12 protein-coding genes are annotated in these 13,631 nt (G+C 34.6%); 6 read left to right on the top strand and 6 right to left on the bottom strand.

What is annotated here, in order from left to right; translation table 11 throughout:
- Positions 1 to 20: 20 nt before the first annotated feature.
- From groES to miaB, 6 genes are all read right to left on the bottom strand, one after another.
- On the bottom strand, positions 21 to 296 hold the full coding sequence (gene groES, locus FT986_RS09365; protein ID WP_111540662.1) for a co-chaperone GroES: 276 nt from the start codon (positions 294 to 296) through the stop codon (positions 21 to 23).
- Positions 297 to 441: 145 nt separating this feature from the next.
- On the bottom strand, positions 442 to 774 hold the full coding sequence (gene secG / locus FT986_RS09360) for a preprotein translocase subunit SecG (protein WP_147864806.1): 333 nt from the start codon (positions 772 to 774) through the stop codon (positions 442 to 444).
- Positions 775 to 776: 2 nt separating this feature from the next.
- Complete coding sequence (locus tag FT986_RS09355) at positions 777 to 1,583, bottom strand: hypothetical protein (protein ID WP_147864805.1); 807 nt, start codon at positions 1,581 to 1,583, stop codon at positions 777 to 779.
- Positions 1,584 to 1,590: 7 nt separating this feature from the next.
- The gene (locus tag FT986_RS09350; protein WP_147864804.1) at positions 1,591 to 2,097 is read right to left on the bottom strand and encodes an LptE family protein; all 507 of its coding nucleotides are present in this window, start codon (positions 2,095 to 2,097) and stop codon (positions 1,591 to 1,593) included.
- A gap of 14 nt (positions 2,098 to 2,111) precedes the next feature.
- The gene (locus FT986_RS09345; RefSeq protein ID WP_147864803.1) at positions 2,112 to 3,368 is read right to left on the bottom strand and encodes a sigma-54-dependent Fis family transcriptional regulator; all 1,257 of its coding nucleotides are present in this window, start codon (positions 3,366 to 3,368) and stop codon (positions 2,112 to 2,114) included.
- 23 nt (positions 3,369 to 3,391) lie between these two features.
- On the bottom strand, positions 3,392 to 4,837 hold the full coding sequence (gene miaB, locus FT986_RS09340; RefSeq protein WP_147864802.1) for a tRNA (N6-isopentenyl adenosine(37)-C2)-methylthiotransferase MiaB: 1,446 nt from the start codon (positions 4,835 to 4,837) through the stop codon (positions 3,392 to 3,394).
- Between the two features lie 279 nt (positions 4,838 to 5,116).
- Between miaB and topA the strand changes: the two genes are divergently transcribed.
- The 6 genes from topA to gldN all read left to right on the top strand — a co-directional run bounded on the left by topA (position 5,117) and on the right by gldN (position 13,584).
- A complete protein-coding gene (gene topA / locus FT986_RS09335) occupies positions 5,117 to 7,645 on the top strand; it encodes a type I DNA topoisomerase (protein ID WP_147864801.1) in 2,529 nt (842 codons plus the stop codon).
- A 2-nt stretch (positions 7,646 to 7,647) separates the two neighbouring features.
- Positions 7,648 to 8,811 carry a formimidoylglutamase gene (locus FT986_RS09330; RefSeq protein WP_147864800.1) on the top strand — a complete coding sequence of 388 codons (1,164 nt, stop codon included), beginning with the start codon at positions 7,648 to 7,650 and terminating at the stop codon, positions 8,809 to 8,811.
- Positions 8,812 to 8,926: 115 nt separating this feature from the next.
- Positions 8,927 to 10,327 carry a gliding motility lipoprotein GldK gene (gene gldK, locus FT986_RS09325; RefSeq protein WP_111540654.1) on the top strand — a complete coding sequence of 467 codons (1,401 nt, stop codon included), beginning with the start codon at positions 8,927 to 8,929 and terminating at the stop codon, positions 10,325 to 10,327.
- A gap of 63 nt (positions 10,328 to 10,390) precedes the next feature.
- Positions 10,391 to 11,029 (top strand): gliding motility protein GldL, encoded by a 639-nt coding sequence (gene gldL, locus FT986_RS09320; protein ID WP_147864799.1) that lies wholly within the window; start codon positions 10,391 to 10,393, stop codon positions 11,027 to 11,029.
- A gap of 31 nt (positions 11,030 to 11,060) precedes the next feature.
- Positions 11,061 to 12,620 (top strand): gliding motility protein GldM, encoded by a 1,560-nt coding sequence (gldM, locus tag FT986_RS09315; protein WP_147864798.1) that lies wholly within the window; start codon positions 11,061 to 11,063, stop codon positions 12,618 to 12,620.
- A gap of 10 nt (positions 12,621 to 12,630) precedes the next feature.
- On the top strand, positions 12,631 to 13,584 hold the full coding sequence (gene gldN, locus FT986_RS09310; protein ID WP_147864797.1) for a gliding motility protein GldN: 954 nt from the start codon (positions 12,631 to 12,633) through the stop codon (positions 13,582 to 13,584).
- The last annotated feature ends 47 nt before the right edge of the window (positions 13,585 to 13,631 follow it).

Below are 13,631 nucleotides of genomic sequence, written 5' to 3'. Positions count from 1 at the left end.
TTAAATTTTAGAGATGAGAATTATAGAATTCCTAAGATTTCATCTTCTCTCATAATTAAATAATCTTTCCCATCTAACTTAAGCTCTGTACCAGAAAACTTTCCGTAAAGAACAGCATCTCCTGTTTTTACTGTCATATCATGATCTTTGGTACCTTTACCAACAGCTACGACTTTACCTTGTTGTGGTTTTTCTTTGGCAGAATCTGGAATATAAAGACCAGATGCCGTTTTAGTTTCTGCAGCAGCAGGCTCTACGACAACTCTATCAGCTAGAGGTTTAAATTTTAATCCCATTGTTTTAATATTTTAGTTAAAAATTATTTTCATAGTTGAAACATAACAGACGAAAATTATGCCAAGTGATTTTCATCTGTCAAGGGCAAAAAAAAATGCCATCTTGTCACAAGACAGATGGCATTTTTATATAAGGTAATAAGTTTTATTCTCTAATCCCTCCTTCGTCGTTAGAAGCTGGAGTTTCTGCAGGAACAGTAGTTTGAGTGTCGTCACCCATAATTCTAGATTCTGCAACTCCATTACCATCCATTATTGCTAAATTAGATAATAATATTAGCACTAACAGTACTGTAGCTAGAGTCCAGGTACTTTTATCTAAAAAGTTGGTGGTGTTTTGAGCACCTCCTACTTGGGTACCTCCTCCTCCAAAAGATGAAGATAACCCTCCTCCTTTAGGATTTTGCACCATGATAACGACTACAAGCAAAAATGCTACGATAACGATTAAGACTAAAAATATTGTAAATGTATTCATTGTTATTTGTTTTCTTGTAATTTTTCGATCGCTCGAATTTGGTCTGCAAATAAACCACTTTTTTCGGGATTTTTCAAAATTAATATTTTAAATGCTTGAATTGCTTTAGAATAATTTTTCTGTTCTAAGTAAACTCTAGCCAAAGTTTCAGTCATTAAGCTTGTATTGGTAGGCTCTGAACTAATTTTAATCGGTTTAGCTTGATGTTCTTTTGAAGGAATAATTTTAGGTTTTTTCTCAATAAATTCATCAATTAACTTAAAATTATCGTTAGATCTCTGGGAAATATCCTCTTTTTTGTCAATTGGCTTAATAGGTTTCGAAGAGGTAAGTTGGAGCCATTCAGTAAAAGAATGCTTTTCTCTAGAGGTGAATTCTAAAGGTTTACCTTGTTCTAAAGCATCTTCTTCTACCTTTTCCTGTTCAATTTCTTCCTCTTTAGAAGAAACTTCTTGAAATAAATACGGATCTAATACCTGATTGGCTTCCGTTAAGTTCATTTCTAAATTTTCATCTTTCTCATTCTCTAGATGAGTTCTATATTTTATTTTTTCTGAAACCTCTTGTTGATTAAAACTTTCAGAAATAACGTAATCAAATAAAACTTCCCGGTTAGTGGTGTAAGCTGCAGTCTTTTTTAGTTCAAGGTTATAATTAAAGCTGTGATGCTGTTTTAAAGCTTTTAGTTGAATGGCTCTGGCAGATTGAAAATAAGGAAATTGTTCCAACAAAAGTTGATAATCCCTCAAACTGCTTTCTGGCAACGACGGATTGTTTTCTAAGTGCGAGATGTACTCTTCTTTTGTCATAAATAAATTACCAATCGGTTAAAGAAGCATTAAAAATATCTTGGTTAATTCTTAAGTAAATTTCTTCTAATGCGGTATCTAAGGTAGAGCCGACTAATTGCTCATCTGCAGGATAGTCATAATAGAAAGAAAAACTTCGTTCAAAATCCTTTTCAGGTTGTTTGTTATTGAAAAATCTAACATTTACCGCTATGGTTAATCGGTTTTGAGCTGCTGTATTTTGACTAGTAGAGGTCATAGGCGCAATATAGTATTGCGTAATTTCCCCTTCGTAAATTAGATCTCCTCCTTCATTGGTTAAATTTAAACTGGTTTGCCCGTTAATAAAATCTTGCAATTGATTGGTGAAAATTCTATCAATCCCCGGCTCAATTAAACTGGCGTTGTTTTGAAAAAAATTGACTTGGAAGGTTTCTGCATCTCCAATATCGGCTCCAGAGAGAGAGTAAATACCGCAGCTAGAAAGAAGTAAAGCTATACTGGCTAAAAAACTAATTTTTAAATTTTTTATCATAGTAAAAGGAGATTCTATAAGTCGTATTGTTTTATCTTTCTATATAGGGTGCGTTCACTTATTCCTAACTCATCGGCTGCAGCTTTTCGTTTTCCGCTATGGCGTTCTAGCGACTTCTTGATGAGTTCTAATTCTTTATCTTGTAAAGAAAGTGTTTCTTCTTCTTCAATTTCTTCCGCGAAAGCGTATTTATCTTGCTGTAGAGAAGCATTGTTTTTCTCTGGAATTTGAAGTACTTCCATTTGTTCTTCTAGCTCTTCTTCATATTGTTCTTGCTCTTCAGAATCGCCATATATTTTTTGAATCAGACTTTCATTGTCATTCTTAACCTCGTCATTATTACCGTTACGCATTAATTCTAGCGTCAGTTTTTTTAAGTCGTTAAGGTCACTCTTCATATCAAAAAGAACTTTGTAGAGAATTTCGCGTTCATTGCTAAAATCACTTTCCTTTTTCTTTTCGTTAATGACTGCAGGAAGATTAGAGCCTTGGTTAGGTAAATATCCGTGCAAGGTTTCTGAAGTAATTTCTCGCTTTTGTTCTAAAACCGATATTTGTTCTGCAACGTTTCTTAATTGTCTAATATTACCCGCCCAACGATATTTAAGCAGCATTTGCGTAGCAGCATCGTCTAATTTAATCGCTGGCATTTTATATTTCAATGCAAAATCTGAAGCGAATTTTCTAAACAATAAATGAATATCATCTTTACGCTCGCGCAATGGGGGAAGGTTAATTTCTACGGTACTTAAACGGTAGTATAAATCTTCTCTAAACTTCTCCTTTTTTATAGCTTCAAACATTTCTACGTTTGTGGCAGCCACAATTCTTACGTTGGTTTTTTGCACTTTAGAAGAACCGACTTTTATAAACTCGCCATTTTCTAATACTCTTAATAAGCGAACTTGAGTGGTAAGAGGTAATTCTCCTACTTCATCTAAAAAAATGGTTCCGCCATCGGCAACTTCAAAATAACCGCTTCGAGTTTGTGTAGCTCCGGTAAAAGCACCTTTTTCATGTCCAAAAAGTTCACTATCTATGGTTCCTTCAGGAATAGCTCCGCAGTTTACAGCAATATACTTGCCGTGTTTTCTATGTGATAAAGAATGAATAATCTTAGGAATACTTTCTTTACCTACACCACTTTCTCCAGTTACCAATACCGATATGTCGGTAGGAGCCACTTGTATGGCTTTTTCTACCGAGCGATTAAGAGCGGCATCGTTTCCTATAATTCCAAATCGTTGTTTTGTTGCTTGTACTGATTCCATATTTGTTTTCCGTCAAGCGGAATTTAATTGTTATCTGAATATCCTACGGGAGTTCCTATTAAAGTTGCGCTAGTACAATCATCTATGTGTACCATTACAAAATCACCAACTTTATAATTTTCTTTAGGAAAAACTACCGTGGTGTTTTGCGTATTTCTTCCACTCCAGTGTAAATTAGACTTCTTCGATTCTTTTTCAATAAGGATTTCCTCTACTTTGCCTAAATGCGATTGTGTTCTATAAGCTGCATGTTCTCTTTGTAAAGCAATTATTTCGGCAAGTCTCCGCTGTTTAGTTTCTTTAGGAACATCATCTTCTAATTTTCTTCCAGCCATGGTTCCTGGTCTTTCAGAATAAGCATACATAAATCCGAATGCATATTTTACTTTTCGCATTAAGGAAAGCGTGTCTTGATGATCTTCTTCAGTTTCGGTTGGGAAACCAGCAATCATATCTTGAGAGATAGAACACTCAGGAAGAATTCGCTCAATATTATCTATCAATTCAAAATATTCTTCTCTCGTATGTAAGCGGTTCATTTTCTTTAAAATACGATTGCTTCCGCTTTGAACAGGTAAATGAATCGATTTGCAAATATTGTCATGCTTGGCCATCGTTTCAATAACTTCTACTGTCATGTCTTGCGGATTAGAAGTAGAAAAACGAATTCGCATTTTAGGATGTGCTTTGGCTACCATTTCTAACAAATTGCAAAAGTTAACCGAAGTTGCTTTTTGCATTTCGGTAGCTTTTTCAAAATCTTTCTTCAAACCACCTCCATACCATAGGTAACTATCTACATTTTGTCCTAATAAAGTAATTTCTTTATATCCTTTATTGGCTAAGTCTTGTACCTCCTCTAATATACTTTGCGGATCTCTACTACGTTCTCTACCGCGTGTAAAAGGAACTACACAAAAAGTACACATATTATCACAACCACGTGTAATTGAAACATACGCCGAAACGCCATTAGATTGAAGTCTAACAGGAGAAATATCTCCGTAAGTTTCTTCTTTAGATAAAATAACATTTACGGCATTTCTACCTTCTTCCACTTCTTGAATTAAGTTAGGGAGATCTTTATAAGCATCGGGACCTACAACGAGATCTACAATTTTTTCTTCGTCTAAAAACTTTTCCTTTAAGCGTTCTGCCATACAACCCAATACACCAACTTTCATTTTCGGGTTGATTTTTTTTACGGCATTGTATTTTTCTAAACGTTTTCTTACGGTTTGTTCGGCCTTATCTCTAATAGAACAAGTGTTGACCAAAACCAAATCTGCTTCTTCTAATTTTTGGGTAGTGTTAAAACCTTCTTGTGTAAGAATAGAAGCCACTACTTCGCTATCGCTAAAGTTCATTTGGCAACCATAACTTTCTATAAATAATTTTTTAGTATTGGTCGCTTTTCCTTCTAATACAAGGGAGTTCCCTTGTTTACTTTCTTCAATAACCTTCTCCATAATCTATTGTAATCCTAAAATTGAGAAAGCAAAGATACAGTTAAAACAAAATTCTGACAAACTGACAGCCTTGAATTTTGAATGAAGCAACGGTTTTAGTACACGAATACTGGTAAAAAGGTTTTTCTTATTTGAAAATTTAACTGAGAATGAGTTCATATAAAGACTTTATTTTTGCTAAATGAATTGTAAAACAATACGTTTTCAAACATCATTTTTACACTTAAAAGCTTCATTTTAAAAAATTCATATACTTTTGCATTTCGAAAAATAACTATTATGGCGAAGAATTTAGTGATTGTGGAGTCCCCTGCAAAGGCGAAAACCATTGAAAAGTTTTTAGGTAAAGATTATAAAGTAGAGTCTAGTTTTGGGCATATTGCAGATCTTCCTACCAAAGAACTAGGGGTAGATGTAGAAAAAGATTTTAAGCCTAAATATGTAGTTAGTAAAGATAAAAAGGACGTCGTTAGAAAATTAAAAAAATTAGCAGACAGTTCAGAAATGGTTTGGTTAGCAAGTGATGAAGACCGAGAAGGAGAAGCAATTGCTTGGCACTTAGCAGAAGAGTTAAAACTCGCTAAAGAGAAGACTAGGCGTATCGTTTTTCATGAGATCACTAAAAACGCTATTTTAAAAGCTATCGATAATCCTCGAGAAATAGATTACAATTTGGTGAATGCTCAACAAGCCAGACGTGTATTAGATCGTTTGGTGGGGTATGAGCTTTCTCCTGTGTTGTGGAGAAAAGTAAAAGGTGGTCTTTCTGCAGGGCGAGTGCAATCTGTTTCTGTACGATTAATTGTAGAGCGAGAAAGAGAAGTACTTGATTTTAAAACCGAAGCTTCGTTTAGAATAGATGCAGAGTTTTCAACTTCAGATGGAAAAAGTTTTAAAGCAAAAATCCCAAAAAACTTTTCTAGTAAAGCTAAAGCGGAAGCCTTTTTAAAGGAAAATATAGGAGCCAATTTTAAGGTAGCAGATCTTACTAAAAAGCCAGCAAAGAAAAGTCCGGCGCCGCCATTTACCACATCAACGCTTCAGCAAGAAGCTGCACGAAAATTATATTTTTCGGTAAGTAAAACGATGAATATGGCGCAACGTTTATATGAAGCGGGTCATATTACTTATATGAGAACCGATAGTGTCAACCTTTCTGATGAAGCAAAAAAAGGCGCCGCACACGAGATTAATTCCGCTTACGGAGAAAAATATTTAAACGCTAGAAACTACAAGGGGAAATCTAAAGGCGCTCAAGAAGCACACGAAGCGATTCGACCTACGCATTTTGATAACCATAGCGTTCCCGCAGAAAGAGATCAGCAACGTTTATACGAATTGATCTGGAAAAGAGCTATTGCTTCACAAATGAGTGATGCGCAGTTAGAAAGAACCAATGTAAAAATAGAAGCTGATACTCACGAAAAGCAGTTCACAGCAAATGGTGAAATGCTAAAGTTTGATGGATTCTTAAAAGTATACTTAGAAGGAAAAGATGACGAAGAGGAAGAGCAGGCAGGTTTGTTGCCAGCAATGAAAAATGACGACACATTAAATAGTGAGTATATTACAGCTACAGAACGATTTACAAGACCTCCATCTCGTTATACCGAAGCCTCTTTAGTAAAGAAATTAGAAGAATTAGGAATAGGAAGACCTTCTACTTATGCGCCAACCATTTCTACTATTCAGAATAGAAAGTACATTGAAAAGGGTTCTATTGATGGAAAAGAGCGAGAATATGTAAAATTTAAGCTTAAAGCAGATAAAATTGTAGAAAAAACCTTATCGGAAATGGTAGGGAGTGATAAAGGAAAATTAATCCCAACCGATGTAGGAATGGTGGTTAATGATTTCTTGGTGCAGCATTTTAGCAATATCTTAGATTACAACTTTACAGCAAAAGTAGAGCAGGATTTTGATGATATTGCCGAAGGAAACGAAAAATGGACGGAGATGATGAATGAGTTTTATGACGAGTTTCATCCTACCGTAAAAGATGTTGCCGAAAATGCAGAAAGGGAAGTTGGAGAACGTGTTTTAGGGAAAGATCCTAAATCTGGAAAACCAGTAAGTGCACGTTTAGGAAAGTTTGGGCCTATGGTTCAAATAGGAAGTGTAGAAGATGAAGAAAAACCTCTCTTTGCGAGTTTAGGGCCAGATCAAACGCTTTCAAATATTACCTATGAACAAGCAATGGACTTATTTAAACTTCCAAAAGAAATAGGGGAATATGAAGGGGAAGCTGTTGAGGTGAATAATGGTCGTTTTGGACCTTACGTTAAATACGGTAAGAAATACGTTTCTTTAGATAAAGGAGAAGATCCGTTAGATGTTACTTTTGATAGAGCAATGGAGTTGATAAAAGCTAAGGAAAAAGCAGACGCACCTATTTATGAGTATGAGGGAATGGGAGTACAAAAAGGTGTAGGTCGTTTTGGGCCTTACTTAAAATGGAATAGCATATTTATCAACGTTAATAAAAAATACGATTTTGATAATCTATCAGAAGATGATATTGTAGAGCTTATAGAGGATAAAAAGCGCAAGGAGCGAGAAAAAGTAATACATAATTGGGAAGAAGAAGGAATTCGTGTGGAGAAAGCGCGTTGGGGTCGTTTTAAAGTGATAAAAGGTAAAACTAAAATAGAGTTGCCAAAAACTACAGATGCAGAAGCTTTAACCTTAGCTGAGGTAAAAGCGATGATTGAAAAAAAAGCACCTAAGAAGAAAGCAACAAAAAAGAAAGCACCTGCAAAGAAAAAAACAGCTGCCAAAAAAACGACCACAAAAAAAGCTAAAAAATAAATATGAATATTGATTTTTTTAAACCGATAGATTTTGAAGAGTTTTTAGAATCTTTAGAAAAATCTCCATCCCTATTGGGGAATCAAATTAGTACTTATGTAAAGGGCGAAGATTTCCCAAATTTAGAGCAAGTAAAGGTAGCTATATTCGGAGTTGTTGAAAATAGACGAGACTCTAAAGCTGACAAGGAATATTTTGATTTCACAGCCATACGTAAAGAATTTTACCAGCTTCATTCAGGAAATTGGGATATAAATATAGCTGATCTTGGAGATATTATTGCAGGTGATAGCGTAGACGATACCTATTTCGCTGTAAAATCTGTAACTTTTGAGTTGTTAAAACGTAATATAATTCCCGTTATACTTGGCGGAAGTCAAGATCTAGCCTATGCCCAATATAGAGCGTATGACGATTATGGCTCTATGGTCAATTATGTAAATGTTGATGCTAAATTTGATTTGGGGAATACAGATGCACCGATTACTTCTGCTTCTTATGTAGGGAAAATGGTAGTAAATGAACCTTACAACCTGTTTAATTATTCTAATCTAGGGTATCAAACTTATTTTAATTCTCAAGAAGAAATAGGTTTACTTGAAAAATTATATTTTGATGCTTATCGTTTAGGTGAGGTGGCTAACAACATCTCTATTGTAGAACCTGTTTTTCGCAATGCTAATATGGCTACAATAGATATTTCATGTGTTGAAGGCGCTGTGTTGGGAAATAGAAACTTACCTCCTAATGGTTTTAATGGTAGGGAAATATGTGCTCTTGCAAGGTACGCTGGAATAAGTGATGAGTTAAGTAGTTTTGGCTTGTATCACTTAGATTATTTGGAGAAATCAAAAAATAGTACTATGTTGGTGTCCCAAATTTTATGGTATTTTATCGAGGGAGTTATTTATAGGAAAAACGAAAATAATTTAGCAGCCAAAAATAATTTCATAAAATACCAAGTGCCCGTTCAAGACGATATTTTAGTTTTCTATAAGAGTAATCTTTCTGGAAGATGGTGGATTGAAATCCCATATTCTACAAGTTTTAACAATAAATTAGAGAAACATACGTTATTGCCTTGTACATATCAAGATTACGAGGAAGCTTGTAATCAAACCATTCCTGAACGCTGGTGGAAAGCGAGAAGGAAAAATGAGTTGTAAAGTATTAGTAATTTATACTGAAATTTAACAATTTTTTAAATAAAAAATTGTTTTTTTGGAAATTATTAGATAGGTTTACGCCCTTAAATTTAGATCATCTTAACCTAATATAGTTATGAAGAAAGTTTTTTCAATTGTTGCCCTTGTATCTTTTTTAGCAAGTTGTGGAGGAGGTACCCAGGGTCAGTTAGTCGGTGTTAAAGGTAAAAAGTGGCATTCGGAGAAGCCTTACGGTATGACTACCGTTCCTGGTGGGTCGTTTATCATGGGTAAATCTGATGACGATATAGCTGGGTTAAATAATGCACCTACAAAAACCGTAACCGTTCGTTCTTTTTATATGGACGAAACCGAAATTACAAATGCAGAGTATAGGCAATTTGTAGTTTGGACTCGTGACTCTGTAATCAGACAGCGTTTAGCTGAAGAGGCTGAAATAGCTGGTGGTGGAAGTGGAGCTCAAGGTGGTGGAGGTAACAATGGTGCTTCTATTCAAGATTATGCCTTTAAAGGTTCAGCTAACAATAATAATAATGGGGGTGGAGCTAATGGAGCTGCAAGTAATGAAACTCCTTATCAGCAGTATTCAAAGCATTACGATCCTAATAACCAGCGTTTAAACTGGGAAGTTGATTTACTTTGGAAGACAGAAGAGTATCCGGATGAATCTTACGTTTATGTGATGGATGAAATGTATCTTCCTATGGAGCAGTCATATAACGGTCAGCGTCTTATGGATGTTACTCAGTTCAAATACAGCTATAAGTATATGGATATTGAAGGTGCTGCAAGATCAAATGGAGATCGATCCAAATTTATTAAAAGTGAGGAAGTAGAAGTTTATCCAGATACAACGGTATGGGTAAAAGATTTTAATTATTCTTATAATGAGCCAATGCATAACGATTACTTTTGGCACGCAGCATACGAAGATTATCCTGTAGTTGGAGTTTCTTGGGAGCAAGCTAAGGCATTTTGTGATTGGAGAACGTTACTTCACAATGGGTATAAGGTAGAAAAAGGTCAGCAGAGAGTTAGACAATATAGATTACCATCTGAAGCAGAATGGGAGTACGCTGCAAGAGGTGGTTTAGAATCAGCTACTTATCCTTGGGGAGGTCCTTATTCTAAAAATGATAGAGGGTGTTTCTTAGCAAACTTTAAACCTTTAAGAGGTGATTACGCAGCAGATCAAGCTTTATATACTGTTGAGGCAGAGTCTTATGAGCCGAATGATTATAACTTATATAATATGTCTGGTAACGTTGCAGAATGGGTGAATTCATCTTATGATGCAGCATCTTATGAGTATTATTCTTCAATGAATCCAAATGTTAATGATCCAGAAAATGAACGTAAAGTAGTTCGTGGTGGATCTTGGAAAGATGTAGCGTATTTCTTACAAGTAAGCTCTCGTGATTATGAGTATGCTGATTCTTCTAGAAGTTATATCGGATTCAGAACGGTACAAGATTATTCTTCAAATGATTTAGATTTAAACCAACCCCCACAATAAAATTTAATCTCAAATTAAATATTTTAACTATTAAACTTAACTTAAACAACTAAAACTTAAATTATGGCAAAGTCAAAAAAAGGAGCAAAAATTATGAACATGGTGTACGGTCTAGGTGCAGCAGTAGTAATTATAGGAGCATTATTTAAAATTATGCACTGGCCTTATGCGAACCCGATGCTTATCGCAGGTCTTGTTACAGAAGCATTAGTATTTACCATTTCTGCATTTGAACCAGTAGATGATGATTTAGATTGGTCTTTAGTATACCCTGAATTAGCTGGAGGTTCAACTTCAAGAGTAGCAAAGAAGAACGATGTGAAAGAAGTAGAAGATTCACTTTCTAAAAAATTAGACTCAATGCTTAAAGAAGCTAAAATTGATGGAGCTTTAATGAGCAGTTTAGGAGAGAGCATTAAAAACTTTGAAGGTGCAGCAAAAAATATGGGTCCAACAGTAGACTCTATGGCATCTCAAAAGAAATATAGTGAAGAGATGACTTTAGCTGCGGCTCAAATGGAATCTTTAAATAACTTATACAAAGTTCAAGTAGAATCAGCTTCAAAACAAGCAGAAGTAAACCAAGCTGTAGCTGATAACGCTGTTAAATTAAGAACAGAAATGGAAAGCTTAACATCTAACTTATCTTCATTAAATGGAGTTTATGGAGGTATGTTAACTGCAATGCGTCCAGGAGCCTAATCCATAATTAATCATATAAATAAATTAAGATATGGCAGGAGGAAAACAAACCCCAAGGCAGAAGATGATTAACTTAATGTATTTAGTATTCATCGCGATGATGGCACTAAATATGTCTAAAGAAGTACTTTCTGCATTTGGATCAATGAATGAAAGCTTTACAGAAGCTAACGAAGCAGCTACAGTGCGTAATAACGCGTTTAATGCTGGTTTAGCAGAGAAAGCTGCAGAACAACCAAAGCAATATAAGCCATTACAAGAAAAGGCAGCTACTATTAGTGCCGCTTCAAGTGATCTATATAATTTTTTAGCAGAATTAAAAGCTGGAGCAACGAAAAAACTTGATGATCCTAAGGATTACGAGGCTATGGATAAAGCAGACTACTTTAATGAAGTATTTTATAAAGGTGGAAAGTTACAGCCAAAAGGTGAGGAGTTTATCTCTAAAATGAATTCTTATAAAACTACAGTTGTTTCGACTTTAGGAGATGGATATGCTGACATCAAAAAAGATGTTATGAGTAAATTCTCTACTGGAGATGAAGACAATAAAGTTGTTGATGGAGAAAACGTAAAGAAGGATTGGTTAAGCTATCACTATGAAGGTTTTCCATTAGTAGCATCATTAACAAAAATGACTAAAATACAGGCAGACGTTAAAACTACCGAAAGCCAAGTATTATCAGCTATGTTACAAGGACAACAAGCATCTAGCCTTTCTATGAGTAACTATGAAGCTATTGTTATCCCAGAAAAAACTGCATTTTTTAGTGGTGAAAATTTTAAAGGTAAAGTAGTTTTAGGTCGTTTTGATAACTCTTTAAGTTTTGATAAGGTTATTATTAATGATAATGAAATGGAGAATCCTGGTACAGGAACTGTAAATCTTGATTTTGCAGCAGGTAATGTTGGTCAACAAGAGATTAAAGGTTTACTTCAATTTAAGGAAGGAGATTCTATCGTTGATTTACCATTCACAAGTTCTTATGCAGTAATTCCTAAGCCAAATTCAGCTGTAATATCTGCCGATAAGATGAATGTGGTTTACCGTGGAGTTAAAAACCCAATGACTATTTCTATCCCTGGAGTACCTTCAGTGAGTGCAAACGGTCCTGGTTTATCTAGTGCAGGAGGAAACTCTAAGTATGTAATGGATGTAACTAGTATTAAAGCTAAAGAAGTAAAAATTAATGTATCTGGTAAATTACCTGATGGTACATCTGTTAGTGATAGTAAGGTTTTCCGTATTAAGGAAATTCCAAGACCTATTGGTAATGTTGCAGGTAGAGATGCTTCAGGTGGAGCTATTAGAATGCCAAGAAACACGGCTTCTGTTGCTCAAGTAAGTGCTAAATTACCAGATTTCGTTTTTGATTTAAATCTTAACGTAGTTAGTTTCCAATTCCAAGTACAAGGTAAACCTCCAGTTACAGTGACTGGAAATAAATTAAATGGTGCTGCAAAAGCGGCATTAAATGGTGCGCCAAGAGGTGCAGTAGTGACTTTGTTTAATATTAAAGCTAAGATTGTAGGAAATTCTTCTTACACGCTTCCTAATATTTCACCAGTCTTTATTGAACTTACAGATTAAAATATAATTTATGAAAAATAGAAAAATTTATTCTTTGGTGGTGTTTTTTAGCTTGTGCTTTATAGGCGTAAGTGTAAATGCTCAATCAAATCTTTTAAATGCCAAGACTGTTGATAGTATAGGTGTAAAAACTAAAGCTCAAATTAAAAGTGATAATGATGAACCTCTAGAATATGGGTACATTGATGATAGAGATATACTTTGGTCAAAAACGACTTGGGAGTATATTGACTTGAATCAAAGAATAAATTTTCCTTTGTTATTTCCGTTAAGGGAAACACCAACAAGAAGACCTTTATTTAATGTGATCAAAGATGCTATAGAAAAGGATAGTGTTAACATATATAGAGATTCTTACTTTATGAATAAGTTAACCACTGTAGAAATACAAGATAACTTTAAAATGAAGAGAATTACTGATATTGGTCAGCAAAGAATCAATGAAGGGGTGCACGAAGACTCTTTACAATTAGGGATGGGAGAGATTGTAGAATCTGAGCTTAAGCCTGAAGATGTTAAAGGATACCGTATTAAAGGATATTGGTATTTTGATAAGAGACAAGGTGAATTAAGATATAGACTTATAGGAATTGCTCCTATGGCCTTATCTGCATCGCTTAAAGCGGAACTACAAGTTGCTTCACTTAGTGGAACTCAAATGACTGATGAACAACGTCAGGCTTTATCTGAACCGGTTGAGTTATTTTGGGTATTTTATCCAGAGTTGAGACCTGCTTTACATAAAGCAAAAGTTTTTAATGCAAAAAATACTTCACAACCTATCACTTTTGATCACTTATTAAATTCTAGAAGATTTGATGCTATGATTTATAAAGAAGATAACGTATATGGAGATAGAGAAATTGACCAATATATGGTTGAAAATTCTTTAATGCAATTATTAGAATCTAACAGAATTAAAGATGTTATCAGAAACTTTGAGTCTGATATGTGGAATTATTAATATTTTTCATACAAAATTAGAAAGCACCCTTTTGGGTGCTTTTTTTT

Origin of the sequence: Mesonia sp. K4-1 (genome assembly GCF_008017825.1) — a bacterium.
In the GTDB taxonomy this organism is placed as follows: domain Bacteria; phylum Bacteroidota; class Bacteroidia; order Flavobacteriales; family Flavobacteriaceae; genus Mesonia.
The sequence above is the reverse complement of the archived record's forward strand: the minus strand, read 5'-3'. Positions and strand labels throughout refer to the sequence as shown.

Bases quoted from the DNA above. Each gene is read 5' to 3' on its own strand.
- topA (WP_147864801.1), top strand. From the start codon at position 5,117: ATGGCGAAGAATTTAGTGATTGTGGAGTCCCCTGCAAAGGCGAAAACC.
- FT986_RS09330 (WP_147864800.1), top strand. From the start codon at position 7,648: ATGAATATTGATTTTTTTAAACCGATAGATTTTGAAGAGTTTTTAGAA.
- gldM (WP_147864798.1), top strand. From the start codon at position 11,061: ATGGCAGGAGGAAAACAAACCCCAAGGCAGAAGATGATTAACTTAATG.
- gldN (WP_147864797.1), top strand. From the start codon at position 12,631: ATGAAAAATAGAAAAATTTATTCTTTGGTGGTGTTTTTTAGCTTGTGC.
- FT986_RS09345 (WP_147864803.1), bottom strand. From the start codon at position 3,368: ATGGAATCAGTACAAGCAACAAAACAACGATTTGGAATTATAGGAAAC.
- FT986_RS09350 (WP_147864804.1), bottom strand. From the start codon at position 2,097: ATGATAAAAAATTTAAAAATTAGTTTTTTAGCCAGTATAGCTTTACTT.
- gldL (WP_147864799.1), top strand. From the start codon at position 10,391: ATGGCAAAGTCAAAAAAAGGAGCAAAAATTATGAACATGGTGTACGGT.
- secG (WP_147864806.1), bottom strand. From the start codon at position 774: ATGAATACATTTACAATATTTTTAGTCTTAATCGTTATCGTAGCATTT.
- miaB (WP_147864802.1), bottom strand. From the start codon at position 4,837: ATGGAGAAGGTTATTGAAGAAAGTAAACAAGGGAACTCCCTTGTATTA.
- gldK (WP_111540654.1), top strand. From the start codon at position 8,927: ATGAAGAAAGTTTTTTCAATTGTTGCCCTTGTATCTTTTTTAGCAAGT.
- groES (WP_111540662.1), bottom strand. From the start codon at position 296: ATGGGATTAAAATTTAAACCTCTAGCTGATAGAGTTGTCGTAGAGCCT.
- FT986_RS09355 (WP_147864805.1), bottom strand. From the start codon at position 1,583: ATGACAAAAGAAGAGTACATCTCGCACTTAGAAAACAATCCGTCGTTG.